The organism is Pelistega sp. MC2 (assembly GCF_900099475.1).
In the GTDB taxonomy this organism is placed as follows: domain Bacteria; phylum Pseudomonadota; class Gammaproteobacteria; order Burkholderiales; family Burkholderiaceae_B; genus Taylorella; species Taylorella indica.
The window spans coordinates 110,142-128,501 of sequence record NZ_LT628274.1; the positions used below are offsets into that span (position 1 = coordinate 110,142).

Below are 18,360 nucleotides of genomic sequence, written 5' to 3' on the forward strand. Positions count from 1 at the left end.
GCTTTTTTAAATTAATTAATCAATGCTACTCAGCTAAGATACGTTCGGCTTCTGCCTTAACTCGCTCAGGTGCTGTACCACCGATGTGATTACGGGCTGAGACGGATCCTTCCAATGTAAGTACCTCAAAGACATCTTTATCAATCGCTTGATTGAAGGCTTTAAGTTCTTCTAAGCTTAAATCGGCTAAATCAATCCCTTTTTGTTCACATTCACGGACAGCCAACGCAACTGTTTCATGAGCATCACGGAAGGGTAGTCCTTTTTTAACTAAATAATCAGCTAAATCTGTTGCTGTAGAAAAGCCCTGTAAAGCGGCTTGGCGCATATTATCTGCTCTAACTTTAATACCACTTACCATATCGATAAAGATAGTTAAGGTATCTCGTAAGGTATCAGCAGAATCGAATAAGCCTTCTTTATCCTCTTGATTATCTTTGTTGTACGCTAAAGGCTGACCCTTCATAAGTGTTAATAAGCCAATCAAATTACCATTCACGCGACCAGTTTTACCACGGGCAAGTTCAGGTACGTCCGGGTTTTTCTTTTGAGGCATAATAGAGCTACCAGTACAAAACCTATCAGCAAGGTTGATAAAGCCAACACGAGGGCTCATCCATAAAATCAATTCTTCTGAAAGACGTGAAATATGCGTCATGACAAGGCTTGTAGCTGCACAAAACTCAATAGCAAAGTCTCGGTCTGAAACAGCATCTAAAGAGTTACGACAAATACCTTCGAAAGAAAGTGTTTTCGCTACGCGTTCTCTATCAATAGGGTATGAGGTACCAGCTAAGGCAGCGGCACCAAGAGGGAGTTGATTTACTCTTTTACGGCAATCTATTAATCGTTGGTAATCACGACCAAACATTTCCGCATAGGCCAATAGATGATGACCAAACGTAATGGGTTGAGCTACTTGCAAATGAGTAAATCCGGGCATAATAGTCGCATAATGCTCTAGAGCTGTTGTTGCTAAAGCTTTGCGTAATTGCTTCAATAAATCAGCGCTAATATCAATCTCATGACGTAGCCATAAACGGATATCCGTTGCTACTTGGTCATTACGTGATCGACCAGTGTGTAAGCGCTTACCTGCATCACCTATTAACTCTACCAGTCTTTTTTCAATATTTAAGTGAACATCTTCTAAATCCAACTGCCATGAGAACTTACCAGACTGGACTTCCTCAAGAATAACTTTCATTCCCTTTTGAATATCTTCATAATCTTTGGGAGAAATTACATCCACATGACTTAACATTTCTGCATGGGCTAATGACCCTTGGATGTCGAAAGGAGCAAGGCGAGTTTCAAAAAAAACAGAGGCTGTATAACGTTTAACTAGCTCAGAAACAGGCTCAGAAAAACGAGCAGACCAAGCTTCACTTTTTTTATCGAATTGATTTTGTGTTTGACTCATAGTGATAGGTTAGAAATAGGGTTATGCCTAAAGATTTAAATATTAAAAATTTCCTTTTGATTATAATAAATTCAAGGCAAAAATAGTGCTAATGTGTGATAATTCTCGCAGTTACTATTATTTTTTAAGTGAGTCTTCATGTCTTCATTTCTCATTGGTTTAGCACAAATTAATCCTGTTGTTGGTGCGTTCCAGCATAATATCGAGTTAATTATCAATGCAGCCAGAAAAGCTGCAGAAAAGGGCGTTAATATTCTTGTTTTACCTGAACTTGCATTAACAGGGTATCAACCAGAAGACTTGATGTATCGTAATAAATTTATCAATGACCATGATGCCGCTTTAGTCTTATTGATGAAGCAACTAGCCGAGTTCAAGGATTTATATGTTCTTGTTGGACATCTAGATAAGCAAAAAGACGCTTTGTACAACGCTGCTTCTGTTGTTGTTAATGGTAATAAAATTTGTACATATTACAAAGATGCCTTACCTAATTATGGTGTGTTTGATGAGCATCGATATTTCACCTCAGGTGATGAGGCCTGTGTTTTTGAGCTTAATGGTCATAAATTTGGTGTTGTTATCTGTGAAGATGTATGGTTAGCCGAAGCGCCGGCTAATGCAAAAAAAGCAGGTGCACAGACACTATTAGTACTCAATGCATCACCTTATACTATGCACAAGGACGAACAGCGAATTGAAATTGTTCGTCAAAATGTCTCTAGCCATGAGATGAATATTTTTTACTGTAATAATTTGGGTGGACAAGACGAATTAGTCTTTGATGGCAACTCTTTTGCACTAGATAAGACAGGAAAAAGTGCAGGTGAGTTAAATGCTTTTGTGGATGCATTAGGCATTTACTCGTTAGAAAATGACAGCATTGAGTTAAAAGACATTGTTGAATTAGCCCCAAATAGTTTTTCAGTAATTGACGTACCTTTGCAAAAAAATCTAAGTGAAGGGATTGAGTCAGAAGTATGGCGAGCTTTAGTGATGGCGACTCGCGATTATTGCCAAAAAAATGGGTTCAAAAAAGTAGCTTTAGGTTTATCTGGCGGGATAGATTCTGCTGTTGTATTGGCTATAGCCGTAGATGCTCTTGGTGCTGATAATGTACATGCGGTGATGATGCCTTCACGTTATACAGCAGATATTTCTGTTAATGATGCCGCTGAAATGGCAAAAATACTGAAGGTAAAATACGATGAAATTGCTATTGCTCCGATGTTTGAGGCATTTTTAAGTAATTTGGCTCCTGTCTTTCATGATTTACCTATTGATACGACTGAAGAGAATATTCAAGCGAGAATTCGTGGTGTCCTTCTAATGGCATTTTCCAATAAATTTGGTTATTTGATTTTAAATACAGGCAATAAATCTGAGTTAGCAACAGGTTACAGCACTCTATATGGTGATATGGTAGGTGGCTTTGCAGTTATCAAAGATATTCCTAAAACATTGGTATTCAGTTTGGCTAAATGGCGTAATACACTTGGTCGTGTTATTCCAGAACGTATTATTACTCGCCCACCAAGCGCTGAGTTACGTGATAATCAGACAGATCAGGATAGCTTGCCTGAATATGCCGTACTTGATGATATTCTTGAGCGCATGATGGAACTTAATCAATCGAGTGATGAGATTATCGAAGCCGGCTTTAATCCAGAAGAAGTGGAAAAAGTGGCTCGTTTACTTCGGATTAATGAGTACAAACGTCGTCAAGGTGCTCCTGGCCCAAAAATAACTCGTAGAGCTTTTGGACGTGATTGGAGAGCGCCAATTACTAATGGTTATCGTTATTAACATATAAGTTTTTGGAGAAGTTGATGAAATTAATTACGGCGATTATTAAACCGTTCAAGTTAGACGAAGTTCGTGAAGAACTAAGTGAAGTTGGTATTAGTGGTTTAACTGTCACAGAAGCTAAAGGGTTTGGACGTCAAAAAGGCCATACTGAGCTCTATCGGGGTGCTGAATATGCAGTTGATTTTTTACCTAAAGTAAAAATTGAAATGGTGGTAAAAGATGAATTGGTTGAAACCGCTATAGAAACGATTGTACGCGCTGCTCGAACTGGTAAAATAGGTGACGGTAAAATTTTTGTGACACCAGTAGAGCAGGCTATTCGTATTAGAACGGGTGAGCTTAATGATGAGGCACTATAAAAGGCTCATAGACTATACGATTAGTGTGTGAGCTTTAGTAGTAAGCCAAATTTGGGCGATGCTCTAATAATTGCCAAAAAGCAGGTAAAAAGCACTCAATTACCATAAGTGGTTGGTGCTTTTTATAAAAAATAGATCGCCTCGCATAATTTAATGATAGTTCTTTATTCGTAGGAAAGTATTTTCGCTGTGAGCGAGCAATTTGTGTTGAGCGATAAATGCTGGCTACTTCAAATGCTGAACGTTGAATTGTTGGATCATGATAAATAATTTCTGCTAAAGGACGCGTATTTAGACGGCGAATACCTTTCCATGTAGAATGTGAAGCAGTAAGAGGCGTAAGACTTCTTGCCCAGACACAAGGGATATCGTCTATTGTCATTACAATTTCTCTGACCCAAACAGGGGTATTGATTGGTTGATTAATAGCCAAACTTTCTTCTAATGATAAAGACTCTATACATTCTTTTAATACGTTGATTTTTAAAGAGCCTACTTGTCTAAGGCCTTTTGTTAAAATACCTGGGCGTTTGAGCCAATAACGTTGTAAATTACTTAACGAGGCTGGTGGCTGAGGACGCCATATACTAGAATAGATAGAAAGTGACATTTTTTTGATTCGTTAGAAGACAGTGACTTATCTTAATTTTTTTAATTATAAAAAACAAGCATGGAAAAAAGTAGAGTTTCAAAATTATTAAGTGAACAGGGGATTTGCTCTCGCCGTGAAGCAGATGCATTTATCGAAAGAGGGTGGGTGCGTGTTGATGGCAAGGTAGTGGGTCTAGGTGATAAGGCCTTTCCTTATCAAAATATAACGCTAGATAAACAAGCCTTGGCACGACAATCACAACAGGCCACTATTATTCTTAATAAGCCTGTTGGTTATGTATCTTCGCAAGCAGAAAAAGGCTATAAAGCAGCGGTGTCGTTAATTACACCTGATCGACAATTTGACAAGGCTCACAATAAGTTTGATCCTCAGCATCTAAAAGGTTTAGCTACTGCTGGACGGTTGGATATTGAGTCTCAAGGCTTATTAGTATTGACTCAAGATGGGCGTATTGCCAAGCAGTTAATTGGTGAGGACTCTGATGTTGAAAAAGAATATATTGTTCGTGTTGAGGGTAAAACATCTAGTAATGGTCTAAAGTTACTCAATCACGGATTAAGTTTGGATGGGCAACCCTTGCGAGAAGCTGAGGTAGAATGGATTAATGATGATCAACTACGATTTATTTTGTGGGAAGGCAAGAAACGTCAAATCCGTCGTATGTGTGAGATGGTTGGTTTGAAGGTTGTAGGTCTAAAACGTGTACGTATGGGCAATGTGGCTTTAGCTGATTTACCACAAGGTCAGTGGCGTTATTTGAAACCATTTGAACGTTTTCTATAGCCAAGTGTTGCTTATTTTCATAAAATAAGTCTTAAAAAGCTAATAAAATGTTAAATTTGTAGTTCCTTCATAAATTTGACATTATCATACTGTTTTTAATTTTTCTTAATGTGGAAGAGTTATGCGTTTAAATCGTTTGTTCCTGATTTCAGGTATTGTTGTTTCTCTAGCTGGTTGTCAAACTATAGACAAATTGCTAGGCATTAATAGTAGCTCTTCAAGCTCTAGTTTGCCATCCAATATTCCTACAACGCCACCACCAAGTAAAGCTAACAAACCTGAACAAGCCAAAGTAAATTCATCATTAGTGTTGTTTATTGGAGCAACATCTCCTATTGATGGTTATACAAAAGTTACTCAGAAAGGTCGTACTGTCTATGTTGACCCAACACAAACACTCACTTATAGTGATTTGAGTAATGCGATTGCCGCTGTTGATGAAAGAAATCAACCTTATTTAGATTTGGTTTTTTCTCCACAAGGTACGCAAAAATTAGCCAATCTAACAGGTAAAAATATTGGTAAGAATATTATTTTTACACTTAAAAATGAGTTAATTTCTATTTTTGATATTGATGCTAGAAACACATCTGGTACGTTACATATTCCTATGCAAAGCGCTAAAGATGCACAGATTATTGAACAACGTATTTTAGATGGTGAATAGTTTAGTTCTTAATAAAAGAGCATGCCCAAGCACTAAGTATTTTAGTCTCGGTCACTATTTATAATCCAAGCGGTAAACTATACCCCTAGAAATTGTCTTATATGGCTATTTTTAGGGGTATAAAATTTGTGGTTGTTGACGACTCATTAAGCCGTCATATCTAAGGTTACAATCACAGGCGTATGATCTGACGGTCTTTCATTCCCCCTAGGTGCTTTGTCAATACTACTTGCAGTGCATTTCTTCGTTAAGGCATTCGAAATAAGTAAATGATCAATCCGTAGGCCCGCATTTCGTTTAAAAGCAAATTGCCGGTAATCCCACCAACTAAAACTTTTTTCTTCTTGTTCAAATAAACGAAATGAATCATGCAACCCTAATGCTAATAGATTAGAAAACTGTTGCCGTTCTTCAGGAGAGACGAGGATATCGCTTTGGTATTTTGCATGCACATCTCTATCATCAGGAGCGATATTAAAATCCCCCGTTAGTACAAGGTTTGGATAGGTATTTAATTGCTCTTTTAGGTATACATTAAGCGCATCAAACCATTGCATTTTGTAGGTAAATTTATCACTACCTAGTTCACTACCATTTGGACAATAGACACAAATTAGACGAATAGTTTGATCATTAATTTGTATATTAGCTGCAATTAAGCGTTGCTGTGCATCCGCATAATAAGGGTTATTATATTGCTCAACAGTAAGAGGGGTTTTACTGATAATAGCGACACCATTATAGGTTTTTTGTCCAGACCAAATCGCTTGGTAGCCAAGTTCATGAAAAAGTTGTGCTGGGAATTTGCTCGATTCCATTTTTAGTTCTTGTAAACATAGTACATCCACAGAGGTGTTTTTTAGCCAGCCAATGACTTGTTCAATTCGGACAGACAAAGAATTTACATTCCAACTAGCAATTTTCATACAACATTACTCTCACTATTGACTTAGGGATTGAGACATTTTCATCTTTTCTAAGAGTCTTCTCTTGAGTTTTTACTGCTTCGGGTTATCTTGACGATAAGTACGCTTTGGGTTAATGACAACACGCTTGACAAGCAATTCTAGTTCCTTGCTATGGTACAAATCCAAGCATTTCAAAAAATCGAATTGGACATCCTTGACTTCTGACTCGACAAGTGGATTGTGATAATCTCGTTTCAAATAAGTATCCACAAGAGTTTTAATTGCATCGGGACTCTTTTCTAAATCGAAGTAAGTCCAATCTCTCAGTGCACTGACACTGCTTCCAGCATCAATTGCTGCATTTTTCTCTTTTGTATAGGCGTTCGCTATACAAGAGGCTAAGACCATATCTTTGTAATTTTGGGCATAGGTTCGTGTACCAGCTTGTGGTGAAGTATCTATATCGTTCTTTGCGTAGACTAAAGAGGACATAAGGACAAGTCCCAGAAATAATAGGTATCTAAAAAGTGCGTCTATCATGGTAAACTCCAAAAATTTGCACGCGCAGTAAGATATCTTGCCCCTGGCTCATTGAAGTAGCAACGGTCATAACAAATACTGCCATTAAACAGTGTCGCATGACCTTGAGCATCTGACCAGCCAGATAGCTCAAAAAGGATTAATCCTTTTTTTCCAGTTAGATCACCTCCACCAGATGGTGGGTATTTGACGATTTCAGCCTTTCCCCATCTTTGTTCTAGAAAAGTGATAAGATTTCTGACGCGAAAAAAATACTGCTTTTTATCTGCGCCAGATACGGTTTGTCCTGGAATTCTTGGAATAACCATTCCGGCCTGGTTTAAGATGTAGCTCATGCGTACGGCACATGTGTTATTCCATTTTTGTTTTGTGTCTGGATTATTTATATTTTTTTCAACTAGTCCACCAATTGTTTTAGCAACTTTTTCTCCAGAATTAGTAGGATCATAAATTCGTTGTGATGCGTCCCATGCGAGAGAGAAAGAAGGTCGTGCCATTTAACACTCCAATTGTTGATTTTCAGAAAAATTATCAGCGTGCTAGTGCACGGATGGCAATTGCTTTTTTATCAGCACTATGCCGTAAAACGTTGTCTTTCCAGGGCAGAGATATAATGTATAAGTGGATAATGTCACTTAACAAATAAAAGAAGATATTGTAACGCATATTTACCTCTGGAGTGATAGGATAAATATTATTCTTATGCACAGTATAAAAATTGCATCTTTAAGTTCAACTAATGCTAGAGTGTATTAATATGAAAATATACGCTGCACACAAGGATTAGTGTAGGGAGGTCGTCATCTACAGTATACTTTATCGTTAACTTAATCTTGTTATTAAGGATATCCATATACAATGACCATTGACTGGTTTTTATCTACTATGCACTGGTTTGAGAAATTCTTACAAACCGCTGATTCTTTACAAAAAAATGCTTTAGAACCACCAACTATGCCTAAAATAGCTCCTGATGAATTGAATGATATGCCAACCCTTTCTGAGATGGATGGCGTCCGTTGTTTACACTTTAATAGCCCTTGGATTCAGGGGGCTATGCAAATCAGTAATCCTGCAAATTTAGTATTTCTATATACACGTCAGATGATGGCATGGTTATTGTTTTTGCAAAGTAGGGATGTTAAGCATATTTCAATTTTAGGACTTGGTGCTGGATCCTTAGTGAGATCATGCCTAAAATTGACTAGGGCAAATATTGACTGTGTTGAATGGAACCCTGTTGTAACCGAGTTTTGTTATCACTATTTTAAACTGCCACGCCGTCAAGCACGATTAACGATAGCTCATGAAGATGCTCAACGCTGGGTAAATAGTGTATCACATCATGATAAATCTCAAGTATTACTAGTGGATTTATATGATTATACAGCTCAAGGGCCTGTTGCAGACTCATTAGCCTTTTACCAAGACTGCTATAAGGTACTAAGTAATATTGGTATTATGGTAGTTAATCTATTTGGACATCATCCGAGCTACAAAAAAAATATTAACAATATTAAAGCGGCTTTTTCAGATAGGGTACTGATTTTTGATGAAACTGAGGATGGTAATCGTATCGTATTGGCGTTCAAAGGACCAGCGATACAAATATCAAAAGAAGACCTTATTCAACGCGCTAAAGTGGTTCAGCGATACACGGATTTAGAAGGGGTACAAATGGCTAAAGAGCTTATAAAAGAGTGGGAAAAACAAAGTAAGAAAATTAAGGTTTCCCCTAATGTGTTATACGTTTAAATTCGGTTACCCTTACACTTAATTATTTTTCGGATAACAATCTATTCATAATTAATACAGTTCAGGAGTATATGTAAATGATGCTTAATAAATTTAAATTTTCAGCATTGGCTGTTTTATTAGGGGCAAGCGTAGCTAGTACAGCGTTAGCTCAAGATAAATTTGTAGCTATTACAGCAATTGTTGAGCATCCTGCCTTAGATGCTGTACGTGATGGAGTAATCAAGCAACTTGAAAAAGATGGCTTTGTAAAAGATAAGAATATTAAAATCAAATATCAAAGTGCTCAAGGTAATACAGGTACAGCAGCACAAATTGCTCGTCAATTTATTGGTGAAAAACCTGATGTTATTGTTGCTATTGCAACACCTTCTGCTCAAGCAATGGTAGCGGCAACTAAAGATATTCCTGTCGTATTCTCAGCGATTACAGATCCTATCGCTGCTCAGTTAGTTAAATCAGCAGAGCCTTCTAATACTAACGTAACAGGTGTTTCTGATGTATTAGAGCTTGGTCCACAAATTGACCTTATCAAAAAAGTAGTGCCAAAGGTTAAGAAAATTGGTGTTGTTTATAACCCCGGTGAGGCTAACTCAGCAGTTGTAGTTAAAAAACTTAAAGAAATCCTTTCTTCTGAAGGCTTAGAGTTAATAGAGGCAGCTGCTCCTCGCTCTGTCGATGTTAGTCCAGCTGCACGTAGTTTAGTTGGTAAAGTAGATGCTATTTATACAACGACAGACAATAACGTTGTTTCTTCTTATGAAGCCTTAGTGAAAGTAGGTAATGAAGCAAATATTCCGCTAATTGCCTCTGATACGGATAGCGTTCCTCGTGGTGCAATTGCAGCGTTAGGCTTAAATTACTTCAATTTAGGCGAACAAACAGGAACTGTAGTAACACGTATTCTTAAAGGTGAAAAACCGGGTATGATTGCTTACGAAACATCTAAAAATTTAGCACTTCATATCAATAAAAAAGCAGCAGCCGAACAAGGGGTAACCTTAAGTGACGATTTAGTAAAATCGGCAGCTAAAGTAATTGAGTAATTTTTAAAGGTTACCTAACATCTTATGTCATTTTTTGCATCCTTAGGGGCACTAGAGCTTGGATTTATCTATAGTCTTGTTGCCCTAGGAGTGTTTATCTCCTTTAAAATTTTACGTTTCCCTGATTTAACAGTTGATGGTACTTTTGCTACTGGTGGTGCTGTAACGGCATTACTCATTAGTAATGGTATTGACCCTTTTAGTGCTTCTATTGTTGCTATGCTGGTCTGTGCTTTTGCAGGGATGATTACAGCTTGGTTAAATGTTAAGTTAGGCATCATGGATTTGTTAGCATCAATTTTGATGATGACAGCATTGTATTCCATTAATCTTCGCATTATGGACGGTCCTAATATTCCATTAATCACTAATGATACTGTCTTTACTGTTACCCAGTTAGGCTTTCTAACCGATTATGAGTGGCGACCTGTTTTATTAGGACTTATGGTCGTCGTTGCAAAACTTTTTATGGACTGGTTCTTCTCGACGGAGATAGGTCTGGGTATGCGTTCAACAGGATCAAATTTACGTATGGCGAGAGCACAGGGGATTCCTACTAATAGAATGGTCTTACTAGGTATGGCTATTTCTAATGCGTTGGTAGGCTTAGGAGGTGCTATGTTTGCTCAGTCACAGGGTGGTGCCGATATCTCTATGGGGATTGGAACTATTGTGATTGGTTTGGCAGCTGTTATTGTGGGTCAAAGTATTATCACCTCAAGGCGTTTTATCTATGCAACACTAGCGGTGATAGTAGGTGCCATCTTATATCGTTTCTTTATTGCCTTAGCACTCAATAGTGACTTTATTGGGTTAAAAGCACAAGACCTAAATTTAATCACCGCTGTATTGGTAACGATTGCGTTAATCTTGCCTAAGCTAAAGCAGAAATTCAAAAGGTAATATCATGTTAGTGGCGAAAGAGTTACGAATTACATTTAATAAAAATACGCCTATCGAGACACGTGCATTACAGGGATTGTCTTTGACAATTCCTGAAGGCGAATTTGTGACAGTGATTGGATCAAATGGTGCAGGCAAGTCAACTTTCTTAAATGCTGTAGCAGGGGAGTTAATCGTTGATTCAGGCAGTATTTTTGTTGATGATGAAGAAGTCACAAAAAAATACAGTTGGCAGCGTGCTCCTAATGTTGCTCGAGTTTTCCAAGACCCAATGGCAGGGACTTGTGAAGATTTAACCATTGAAGAAAATATGGCACTAGCTTATCAACGGGGTAAGAAAAGAGGCTTATCAAGTGCAGTTACCAATAGTATGCGCGAAGTCTTTAAAGAGAGACTGAGTATTTTAGGTTTGGGGTTGGAAAATCGTCTTACAGATAGGATAGGGCTATTATCAGGTGGGCAGCGTCAAGCAGTCAGTCTTTTAATGGCGGCGCTGCAGCCGAGCAAAATTTTACTATTAGATGAGCATACGGCCGCCCTTGACCCTCGCACTGCAAATTTTGTTCTAGAACTCACAGAAAAAATTGTGGCAGAGAAAAAATTAACCACCATGATGGTAACGCATAGTATGAAACAAGCCTTAGAAATTGGTACACGCACCATTATGCTGCATCAAGGCAATGTCGTATTGGACGTAAGTGGTCAAGAACGTGAGCATATGACAGTGCACGAGTTATTGCAAATGTTCGAAAAAGTACGTGGTGAAATTATTGAAGACGATGCTCTCTTACTTGGTTAATTACTAGTTCATGTTTATAAAATCTCTTATTTTCTAGTCGGAACGTAAGAGATTTTTATTATCAATAGTAAAAATACTTGCCTAAGCAAATAAATTGCAATAAAATACTGTAAATATCCTCTTGCTATGCTTAGAATGGTGCTCTATCACCATCAGCAATGACTATTTTATTCCGATTTATGATGACAAAAATTACTTTTAATAAAGGCTTGCTTGTTACAGCACTAGCCTCTATCTTTGTTTTAACAGCATGTAAACCTTCTTCTAATAATGCAGCAGCACAACAACGTCCTCCAATGAATGTTGCCACAATAACATTACAGCCTGAAGAAGCACATATTTATACGACGTTACCTGGTCGTATTAATGCGACCAAAGATGCTGAAGTACGTGCACGAGTTACTGGTATTGTGCAAAGCATTAATTTCAAACAGGGCAGTACAGTGAAAGAGGGGGATTTATTATTTAAAATCGACCCTGCTACTTATCAAGCAGCCTTAAATCAAGCACAAGCTAATTTGAACCAAGCTAGAGCATCAGCAGCAAGTGCTAATTCATTAGCGAAACGTTATCAAGAACTTATTAAAGCCAATGCAATTAGTAGACAAGACTATGACAATGCTATCGCTTCTGCTCAGCAATCTGTGGCTTCTATTGAGGCTGCCAAGGCCGCCGTTCAGACAGCAAAAATTAATTTATCCTATACGAATGTAACATCGCCAATAGATGGGATTATTGGTGAAGCTTTAGTGACAGAAGGTGCACTGGTATCGGCGACCAGTGCGACTGAATTAGCTAAGGTACAGCAATTAGATGAAGTGTATGCAGACTTTACCCAATCCACTAACGAAATGACGCAATTACGCAAAGCATTTCTAAATGGTGAGCTAGAAAAAGTTGATGCTGATGCAGCGGCTGTATCTCTTATTCTCGAAGATGGTACAGAATATGAGCAAAAAGGCAAATTATTATTTAGTGGTGTTACGGTAGATCCTTCGACAGGAAAAGTTAATCTAAGAGCAACATTTCCTAATGCGCAACACTTATTATTGCCCGGTATGTATGTTCAAGTGAAACTAGAACGTGGTATTAACAAAAATGCCATTGTTGTGCCAACACAAGCGATTCAGCGAAAATCTGATGGTTCTAATATGGTCTACGTTGTTGATGGCGGAAAAGTTGCCCTTAAACCCGTGACGCTAGGCAGTCAAATAGGACAAAAAACAGTAATTTCCTCAGGCTTAACTGCAGGTGAACAATTAATTGTAGAGGGCTTTACTAAGATTGGTCCTGGTGTACCTGTAAAAGCAATCCCTTGGTCAAAAGATAATAAAGCAGCACAGCCAGCAACAGCACCTGCCCAAGAAAAAACGACTAAGTAAGGTAGTCAATTATGTCTAAATTTTTTATTCATCGCCCCATTTTTGCTTGGGTAATTGCGCTTCTTATTTTATTAATGGGCTTATTGGCATTACCAAATATGCCTATTGCACAATATCCCGATGTGGCTCCTCCTACAGTTAGAGTGACAGCAACATACCCAGGTGCTTCTCCAGAAGAAGTTTCTCGATCTGTAACCAGCTTGATTGAGGATGAATTAAATGGTGTGGATAATCTTTTATATTATTCTTCCACCAGTGATACTAACGGTAATGCCCAAATCGAAATCACTTTTAATCCAGGGACGAGTGCAAACCAAGCCCAGATTGATGTGCAAAATGCAGTGGGGAATATTACGTCTAGTTTGCCAACATCAGTTATTCAACAAGGTTTACGTTACAGTAAACAAAATTCCAACTTCCTTTTAATTGTAGCGTTGAGCTCCAAAGATGGTTCACAATCAGCGGCGGATATTGCGGACTATATCACGAGAAATGTTAAAAATAGCATTTCTCGTGTGAAAGGGGTAGGGAATTTCCAATTATTTAGTGCCGAACGTGCAATGCGTATTTGGGTAAATCCTGCAAAACTGACGAGCTATGGCATGAGTATGTCAGATGTAAATACTGCTTTATCTGCACAACACGTAAATATTTCATCGGGTGTAATGGGTGCACCGCCTAATGAAGAGTCACAAACAATTAGTGCTGTTGTTCGCTCAAATGGTGAGTTAACTACTGTACAAGATTTTGAAAATGTAGTCTTGAGAGCAGATACAAATGGTGCGATTGTACGATTAAAGGATGTTGCTCGTGTTGAAATTGGATTGACATCTTATTCTAACTCCGCGCGTCTCAATGGTAAACCAACAGCGGTGTTTGCCATCTCACTTGCACCTGGTGCTAATGCTTTAGAAACAGAAGGACTTATTAAACAAGAGTTAGATAAACTCTCTCAATATTTCCCAGCTGGTGTGACCTATACAATTCCTTATAATACGGCACCCTATATTGATGCTTCAATCAATAAAGTTTTCCATACATTAATTGAGGCAATCTTATTAGTATTTGTCGTTATGTTTGTGTTTTTACAAAACATTCGCTATACATTAATTCCTTCTCTAGTAGTACCAGTAGCGTTATTAGGAACGGTAGCTGCATTGTTATTTTTAGGATACTCTATTAATATTCTGACCATGTTTGCTATGGTGCTGGCTATTGGTATTCTGGTGGACGATGCCATTGTGGTGGTTGAAAATGTGGAGCGTATCATGGCGACTGAAGGCCTACCCCCTATGCAAGCCACGTTAAAAGCCATGCCACAGATTTCAGGGGCTATTGTAGGGATTACCTTGGTCTTAGTAACGGTGTTTTTCCCATTGTTATTCATGTCAGGATCGTCAGGTGTTATTTATCGTCAATTTGCGGTAGCGATGGCAGTATCCATTGCATTTTCAGGGTTTTTAGCATTAACGTTTACCCCAGCACTTTGTGCAACGATATTAAAGCCTATTCCTAAAGGACACCATTTAGAGAAGAAAGGGTTCTTTGGTTGGTTTAACCGTGGATTTGATAAATTAACACATCGTTATTCAGCAGGTGTTGCAGGGCTTATTAAGCGTAGCGTAAGAATGATGATTATATATCTCATTTTAGTAGGTAGTGCTGTATATCTGTTTATGCAATTACCGAGCTCATTTATGCCTGAGGAAGATCAGGGATATACCATTACTAATATTGAGTTACCTGCGGGTGTATCTGCCAATCGGACTGTTGATGTGATTAAGCAAATCGAAGGGTTTTATTTAAAACAGCCTGAGCTTAACAATATTATTGCTGTACAAGGATTTAGCTTTAATGGTAGTGGGTTGAATGCAGGTATTGCATTTGCTACTTTAAAAGATTTTTCCGAACGAACATCCCCACAGAGTGCGGCAAGCGTTATTGCTGGTAAAGCAACAGGTGCGCTACTGTATGGTATTCCTGATGCCACTGTATTTAGCTTGATCCCACCGGCAATTTCTTCATTAGGTAACTCGTCTGGTTTTGATTTGCAGTTACAAGACCGTGGAGGGATAGGGCAAGAGGCATTAAGAGCGGCAGCACAAACATTGATTGCTAAGGCAACAGCCACAGGTATTGTGACCAATCCTCGTATTTCAGGATTAGGCCCTGGCCCACAGTTACAAATCAATATTAATCGTGATAAAGCTGCTGCATTAGGGGTTAATATCTCAGAAATTCGTTCAGTATTAGGTACCTCAGTAGGAACAAACTTTATTGGTAAATTCCCGAATAATGGCCGCATGCAGAACGTATGGGTACAAGCAGATACTGATTATCGCTCTGACTTAGATAAAATCTTGGCACTTAAAGTTAAAAATACTAGTGGTAATCTTGTTGATTTAGGCTCTGTAGTCGATGCCAAATGGACAAATGGTCCGTCACAAGTAAAACGCTTTAATAGCTATGATGCTTTAAATATTTCCGGTGGTGCAGCTCCAGGGCACGCTAACGGTGAGGTTATGGCAATAGTTGAGAAAATTATTAAAGAAGAGTTACCAGCGGGCGTTGGTTATGAGTGGTCAGGACTATCGTTCCAAGAAGTTCAAGCAGGTAATCAAGCGCCTATCATGATGGCATTAGCGATGCTAGTGGTATTCTTAGTATTAGCCGCTTTATATGAAAGTTGGTCAATCCCATTTTCTGCTATGTTAATTGTGCCATTAGGTATGTTAGGTACTGCAGGATTAACTTATCTATTGAATAAGTCTAACGATATTTATTTCCAAGTAGGTATGATTACGGTGATGGGGCTTTCAGCTAAAAATGCTATTTTAATTGTGGAATTTGCTAAAGATGCCTATGCTAAAGGTACAAGTCTAGTTGAGTCCGCTATTGAAGCAGCACACTTACGTTTCCGTCCAATTTTGATGACATCCTTTGCTTTTATTATGGGTGTCATTCCTCTAGTGTTCGCAACAGGAGCAGGGGCAGCTGGTCAAAAAGCAGTTGGTTTAGCGGTATTGGGTGGGATGCTGGCAGTAACACCTTTTTCCTTGATTTTTGTACCTGTATTCTTTGTATTTATCTTGCGTTTATTCAAGACAAAACCTAAATTACTGGGCGAACAACAAGAGTTAGAGGATATGGCCTTGCAAGAGCGTCAGTATAAAGATCAGATTTATGCAGACATGAATGAATATACATCGTCAAGAGATATGGAGAAAAATAATGACTAAATTTGGACGTATTTCTTTATTAACTAGTAGTGTGTTCTTGGCTGCATGTAATTTGGCACCTAAGTATGAAACACCAGTAAGTCCTATTGCACAAGATAGTTATAAATATGCTCATGAAAGTGGAAGAACTGCCGCTGATATTGGATGGGAAAACTTTTTCTATGACCAACGTCTAAAAGCATTAATACCTATTGCGTTAGAGAATAATCGTGATTTACGCATTGCCATTAAAAATGTAGAGGCAGCAAAAGCACAATATGGGATTACGCAAAGTAGTCTTTTCCCTAACATAGGTTTAAGTGGTTCTGAGAGCGCTCAAAAATTGCCTGCAGATTTAAGTCAAACAGGTAGTCGTTACTTGTCTCGTTCATATAAAGCGGGTATTGGCTTGAACAGTTTTGAGTTAGATTTTTTTGGCAAAATTCGTAATCAAAATGAAGCTGCTTTAGAGTCTTTCTATGCAACAGCGCAAGCCCAACGAACAGCACAAATTAGTGTTATCACAACATTGGCAAATACATATTTTTCGCTTCGTGCTTTAGAAGAAATGGAATTGCTTTATAACGATACGATTTCTTCTTATCAAGCTAGCTATCAGTTAACTAATGCTCGTTTTAAAGCAGGAGTCGCTTCAATGCTAGATGTCAATCAAGCGAAATCGTCATTAGAAGCAGCAAAAGCGAGTTTGGCTCAATTGCAACGTTCCAAAGAGCAAACTAAAAATGCTCTAGAAGTTATATTAGGCCAAGAAATGCCCATGTCTTTACCGAAGGCAGCTCCTTTTGGCAGTGATGTCATGCTAGATACTATACCAGCAGGCTTGCCTTCTGATTTATTGACGCGTCGCCCAGATATTATGGCCGATGAGCATAACTTAAAAGCAGCTAATGCGAATATTGGTGCCGCAAGAGCAGCATTTTTTCCTTCTATTAGCTTAACAGCCATGTTTGGAGTGGCAAGTGCCCAATTAGGTCATCTATTTAATTCAGGGCAAGAAATGTGGTCTTTTACACCTACTGTATCCATGCCTTTATTCACGGCAGGTTCTTTACAGGGAAGCTTAGATTTAGCGAAAATTCGTAAAGATATTCAAGTGGCTACCTATGAAAAAGATATCCAGACAGCTTTCCAAGAAGTGAATGATGCGTTGATTGGTGTTCGAACCTATAAAGATCAATTGAATGCTTTGCGTTCTCAAACTAATGCAGCAGAGCAGTCATTAAAACTTTCTACTATGCGTTATAAAAGTGGTATTGATAGCTTTTTACAGGTACAATCTGCACAGGTCACCGTACTTAATGTTAAGCAAAATTTTTTATCTGTAGGACTTGAGTCTTTACAGAACAAAATTGCTTTGTATAAAGCACTCGGTGGTGGTTGGTCAGCTACAGATATTGTAAAAACAAAATGATTGAATTAGGTGTAAATATTGATCATGTCGCAACACTGCGCCAGCAACGTCATTGCGACTATCCAGATCCTATTAAAGCAGCTTTATTAGCAGAGCAAGCCGGTGCTGATGCGATTACCTTGCATCTAAGAGAAGACAGAAGACATATTCAAGATAAAGATGTTTATGCTATGCGTCCTCAGCTAATGACTAGAATGAACCTTGAATGTGCGATTACAGAAGAAATGCTGAGAATTGCTTGTGATGTTAAGCCTCAAGATGTATGTCTCGTGCCAGAACGTCGCGAAGAATTGACAACAGAAGGTGGTCTTGATGTTGTCAGATTTTTCAATCAAACCAAAGATGCTGTCTCCCTATTGCATGATAATGGTATTCGTGTCTCTCTATTCATTGATCCTGAAGAGTCACAAATTGAAGCAGCAGTAAAATGTGGAGCAGGAGTTATTGAGTTGCATACAGGTGCTTATGCCGAAGCGAAGCAATCAGACCAGATTGAGGCTGAAGTTCAACGGCTCAAAAAGGCGATTAGCGTTGGTCTAGCCAATGGACTCAAAGTCAATGCAGGACATGGTTTACACTATCAAAATGTGCAAGCGATTGTTGCTTTGGGTGGCATTAGTGAATTAAATATTGGTCATGCTATTGTGGCGCAAGCTGTTTTTGATGGTTGGGAAAAAGCTGTGCGTGATATGAAAGCCTTATTGGTTTAACGAGAAGAGGGGA

General features: G+C 38.4%; 17 protein-coding genes. 12 read left to right on the forward strand and 5 right to left on the reverse strand.

The features are described from left to right. Nucleotides 1-25: 25 nt before the first annotated feature. Entirely contained in the window at nucleotides 26-1,423 is a 1,398-nt protein-coding gene (gene argH / locus BQ4443_RS02275) for an argininosuccinate lyase (protein ID WP_071057930.1), read from the reverse strand. Between the two features lie 138 nt (nucleotides 1,424-1,561). On the opposite strand from argH, the gene BQ4443_RS02280 reads away from it, so the two are divergent. Both BQ4443_RS02280 and BQ4443_RS02285 read left to right on the forward strand, forming a co-directional pair. Further along, the gene (locus BQ4443_RS02280) at nucleotides 1,562-3,229 is read left to right on the forward strand and encodes an NAD+ synthase (protein ID WP_071057931.1); all 1,668 of its coding nucleotides are present in this window, start codon (nucleotides 1,562-1,564) and stop codon (nucleotides 3,227-3,229) included. Between the two features lie 23 nt (nucleotides 3,230-3,252). Beyond that, nucleotides 3,253-3,591 (forward strand): P-II family nitrogen regulator, encoded by a 339-nt coding sequence (locus tag BQ4443_RS02285; RefSeq protein ID WP_023948709.1) that lies wholly within the window; start codon nucleotides 3,253-3,255, stop codon nucleotides 3,589-3,591. Between the two features lie 34 nt (nucleotides 3,592-3,625). On the opposite strand, the gene BQ4443_RS02290 is transcribed toward BQ4443_RS02285, so the two are convergent. After that, on the reverse strand, nucleotides 3,626-4,201 hold the full coding sequence (locus tag BQ4443_RS02290) for a chorismate--pyruvate lyase family protein (protein ID WP_071057932.1): 576 nt from the start codon (nucleotides 4,199-4,201) through the stop codon (nucleotides 3,626-3,628). Between the two features lie 60 nt (nucleotides 4,202-4,261). Here BQ4443_RS02290 and BQ4443_RS02295 point away from each other — a divergent pair, with 60 nt between their 5' ends. Together BQ4443_RS02295 and BQ4443_RS02300 are read left to right on the forward strand one after the other, a co-directional pair. After that, nucleotides 4,262-4,987: a pseudouridine synthase gene (locus BQ4443_RS02295; RefSeq protein WP_071057933.1), complete on the forward strand. Its 726-nt coding sequence runs from the start codon at nucleotides 4,262-4,264 to the stop codon at nucleotides 4,985-4,987. Between the two features lie 121 nt (nucleotides 4,988-5,108). Beyond that, the gene (locus BQ4443_RS02300; RefSeq protein ID WP_023948714.1) at nucleotides 5,109-5,654 is read left to right on the forward strand and encodes a SecDF P1 head subdomain-containing protein; all 546 of its coding nucleotides are present in this window, start codon (nucleotides 5,109-5,111) and stop codon (nucleotides 5,652-5,654) included. A 146-nt stretch (nucleotides 5,655-5,800) separates the two neighbouring features. Here BQ4443_RS02300 and xth read toward each other — a convergent pair whose 3' ends face one another. The 3 genes from xth to BQ4443_RS02315 form a co-directional block, all read right to left on the reverse strand. Further along, nucleotides 5,801-6,580: an exodeoxyribonuclease III gene (gene xth, locus BQ4443_RS02305; protein ID WP_071057934.1), complete on the reverse strand. Its 780-nt coding sequence runs from the start codon at nucleotides 6,578-6,580 to the stop codon at nucleotides 5,801-5,803. A gap of 72 nt (nucleotides 6,581-6,652) precedes the next feature. Further along, nucleotides 6,653-7,102 (reverse strand): type VI secretion system amidase immunity protein Tai4, encoded by a 450-nt coding sequence (locus BQ4443_RS02310; RefSeq protein ID WP_023948718.1) that lies wholly within the window; start codon nucleotides 7,100-7,102, stop codon nucleotides 6,653-6,655. Next, a complete protein-coding gene (locus BQ4443_RS02315) occupies nucleotides 7,099-7,599 on the reverse strand; it encodes a type VI secretion system amidase effector protein Tae4 (protein ID WP_023948721.1) in 501 nt (166 codons plus the stop codon). Before BQ4443_RS02315 ends, BQ4443_RS02310 begins: the two co-directional genes overlap by 4 nt. Before the next feature lie 361 nt (nucleotides 7,600-7,960). Here BQ4443_RS02315 and BQ4443_RS02320 point away from each other — a divergent pair, with 361 nt between their 5' ends. From BQ4443_RS02320 to pdxJ, 8 genes are all read left to right on the forward strand, one after another. Beyond that, nucleotides 7,961-8,857: a spermidine synthase gene (locus tag BQ4443_RS02320; protein ID WP_023948722.1), complete on the forward strand. Its 897-nt coding sequence runs from the start codon at nucleotides 7,961-7,963 to the stop codon at nucleotides 8,855-8,857. A gap of 80 nt (nucleotides 8,858-8,937) precedes the next feature. Continuing rightward, nucleotides 8,938-9,903, forward strand: coding sequence for an ABC transporter substrate-binding protein (locus BQ4443_RS02325; RefSeq protein ID WP_371128778.1), 966 nt, complete (start codon nucleotides 8,938-8,940; stop codon nucleotides 9,901-9,903). A 24-nt stretch (nucleotides 9,904-9,927) separates the two neighbouring features. Next, the gene (locus BQ4443_RS02330; protein ID WP_023948724.1) at nucleotides 9,928-10,806 is read left to right on the forward strand and encodes an ABC transporter permease; all 879 of its coding nucleotides are present in this window, start codon (nucleotides 9,928-9,930) and stop codon (nucleotides 10,804-10,806) included. A gap of 4 nt (nucleotides 10,807-10,810) precedes the next feature. Next, nucleotides 10,811-11,605, forward strand: a complete 795-nt coding sequence (locus BQ4443_RS02335; RefSeq protein WP_023948726.1) for an ABC transporter ATP-binding protein — start codon at nucleotides 10,811-10,813, stop codon at nucleotides 11,603-11,605. 158 nt (nucleotides 11,606-11,763) lie between these two features. Then, on the forward strand, nucleotides 11,764-12,987 hold the full coding sequence (locus BQ4443_RS02340) for an efflux RND transporter periplasmic adaptor subunit (RefSeq protein ID WP_071057936.1): 1,224 nt from the start codon (nucleotides 11,764-11,766) through the stop codon (nucleotides 12,985-12,987). A gap of 11 nt (nucleotides 12,988-12,998) precedes the next feature. Then, entirely contained in the window at nucleotides 12,999-16,226 is a 3,228-nt protein-coding gene (locus BQ4443_RS02345) for a multidrug efflux RND transporter permease subunit (RefSeq protein ID WP_023948728.1), read from the forward strand. Next, nucleotides 16,219-17,637 carry an efflux transporter outer membrane subunit gene (locus BQ4443_RS02350; protein ID WP_071057937.1) on the forward strand — a complete coding sequence of 473 codons (1,419 nt, stop codon included), beginning with the start codon at nucleotides 16,219-16,221 and terminating at the stop codon, nucleotides 17,635-17,637. The genes BQ4443_RS02345 and BQ4443_RS02350 overlap by 8 nt, the downstream gene beginning before the upstream one ends. Next, complete coding sequence (gene pdxJ / locus BQ4443_RS02355) at nucleotides 17,634-18,347, forward strand: pyridoxine 5'-phosphate synthase (protein WP_071057938.1); 714 nt, start codon at nucleotides 17,634-17,636, stop codon at nucleotides 18,345-18,347. The genes BQ4443_RS02350 and pdxJ overlap by 4 nt, the downstream gene beginning before the upstream one ends. Nucleotides 18,348-18,360 lie beyond the last annotated feature (13 nt).

Excerpts from the sequence above, each read along its gene's own strand:
- BQ4443_RS02285 (WP_023948709.1), top strand. The coding sequence starts at position 3,253 with ATGAAATTAATTACGGCGATTATTAAACCGTTCAAGTTAGACGAAGTT.
- BQ4443_RS02310 (WP_023948718.1), bottom strand. The coding sequence starts at position 7,102 with ATGATAGACGCACTTTTTAGATACCTATTATTTCTGGGACTTGTCCTT.
- BQ4443_RS02295 (WP_071057933.1), top strand. The coding sequence starts at position 4,262 with ATGGAAAAAAGTAGAGTTTCAAAATTATTAAGTGAACAGGGGATTTGC.
- xth (WP_071057934.1), bottom strand. The coding sequence starts at position 6,580 with ATGAAAATTGCTAGTTGGAATGTAAATTCTTTGTCTGTCCGAATTGAA.
- BQ4443_RS02280 (WP_071057931.1), top strand. The coding sequence starts at position 1,562 with ATGTCTTCATTTCTCATTGGTTTAGCACAAATTAATCCTGTTGTTGGT.
- argH (WP_071057930.1), bottom strand. The coding sequence starts at position 1,423 with ATGAGTCAAACACAAAATCAATTCGATAAAAAAAGTGAAGCTTGGTCT.
- BQ4443_RS02290 (WP_071057932.1), bottom strand. The coding sequence starts at position 4,201 with ATGTCACTTTCTATCTATTCTAGTATATGGCGTCCTCAGCCACCAGCC.
- pdxJ (WP_071057938.1), top strand. The coding sequence starts at position 17,634 with ATGATTGAATTAGGTGTAAATATTGATCATGTCGCAACACTGCGCCAG.
- BQ4443_RS02335 (WP_023948726.1), top strand. The coding sequence starts at position 10,811 with ATGTTAGTGGCGAAAGAGTTACGAATTACATTTAATAAAAATACGCCT.
- BQ4443_RS02350 (WP_071057937.1), top strand. The coding sequence starts at position 16,219 with ATGACTAAATTTGGACGTATTTCTTTATTAACTAGTAGTGTGTTCTTG.
- BQ4443_RS02325 (WP_371128778.1), top strand. The coding sequence starts at position 8,938 with ATGCTTAATAAATTTAAATTTTCAGCATTGGCTGTTTTATTAGGGGCA.
- BQ4443_RS02345 (WP_023948728.1), top strand. The coding sequence starts at position 12,999 with ATGTCTAAATTTTTTATTCATCGCCCCATTTTTGCTTGGGTAATTGCG.
- BQ4443_RS02300 (WP_023948714.1), top strand. The coding sequence starts at position 5,109 with ATGCGTTTAAATCGTTTGTTCCTGATTTCAGGTATTGTTGTTTCTCTA.
- BQ4443_RS02340 (WP_071057936.1), top strand. The coding sequence starts at position 11,764 with ATGACTATTTTATTCCGATTTATGATGACAAAAATTACTTTTAATAAA.
- BQ4443_RS02320 (WP_023948722.1), top strand. The coding sequence starts at position 7,961 with ATGACCATTGACTGGTTTTTATCTACTATGCACTGGTTTGAGAAATTC.
- BQ4443_RS02315 (WP_023948721.1), bottom strand. The coding sequence starts at position 7,599 with ATGGCACGACCTTCTTTCTCTCTCGCATGGGACGCATCACAACGAATT.
- BQ4443_RS02330 (WP_023948724.1), top strand. The coding sequence starts at position 9,928 with ATGTCATTTTTTGCATCCTTAGGGGCACTAGAGCTTGGATTTATCTAT.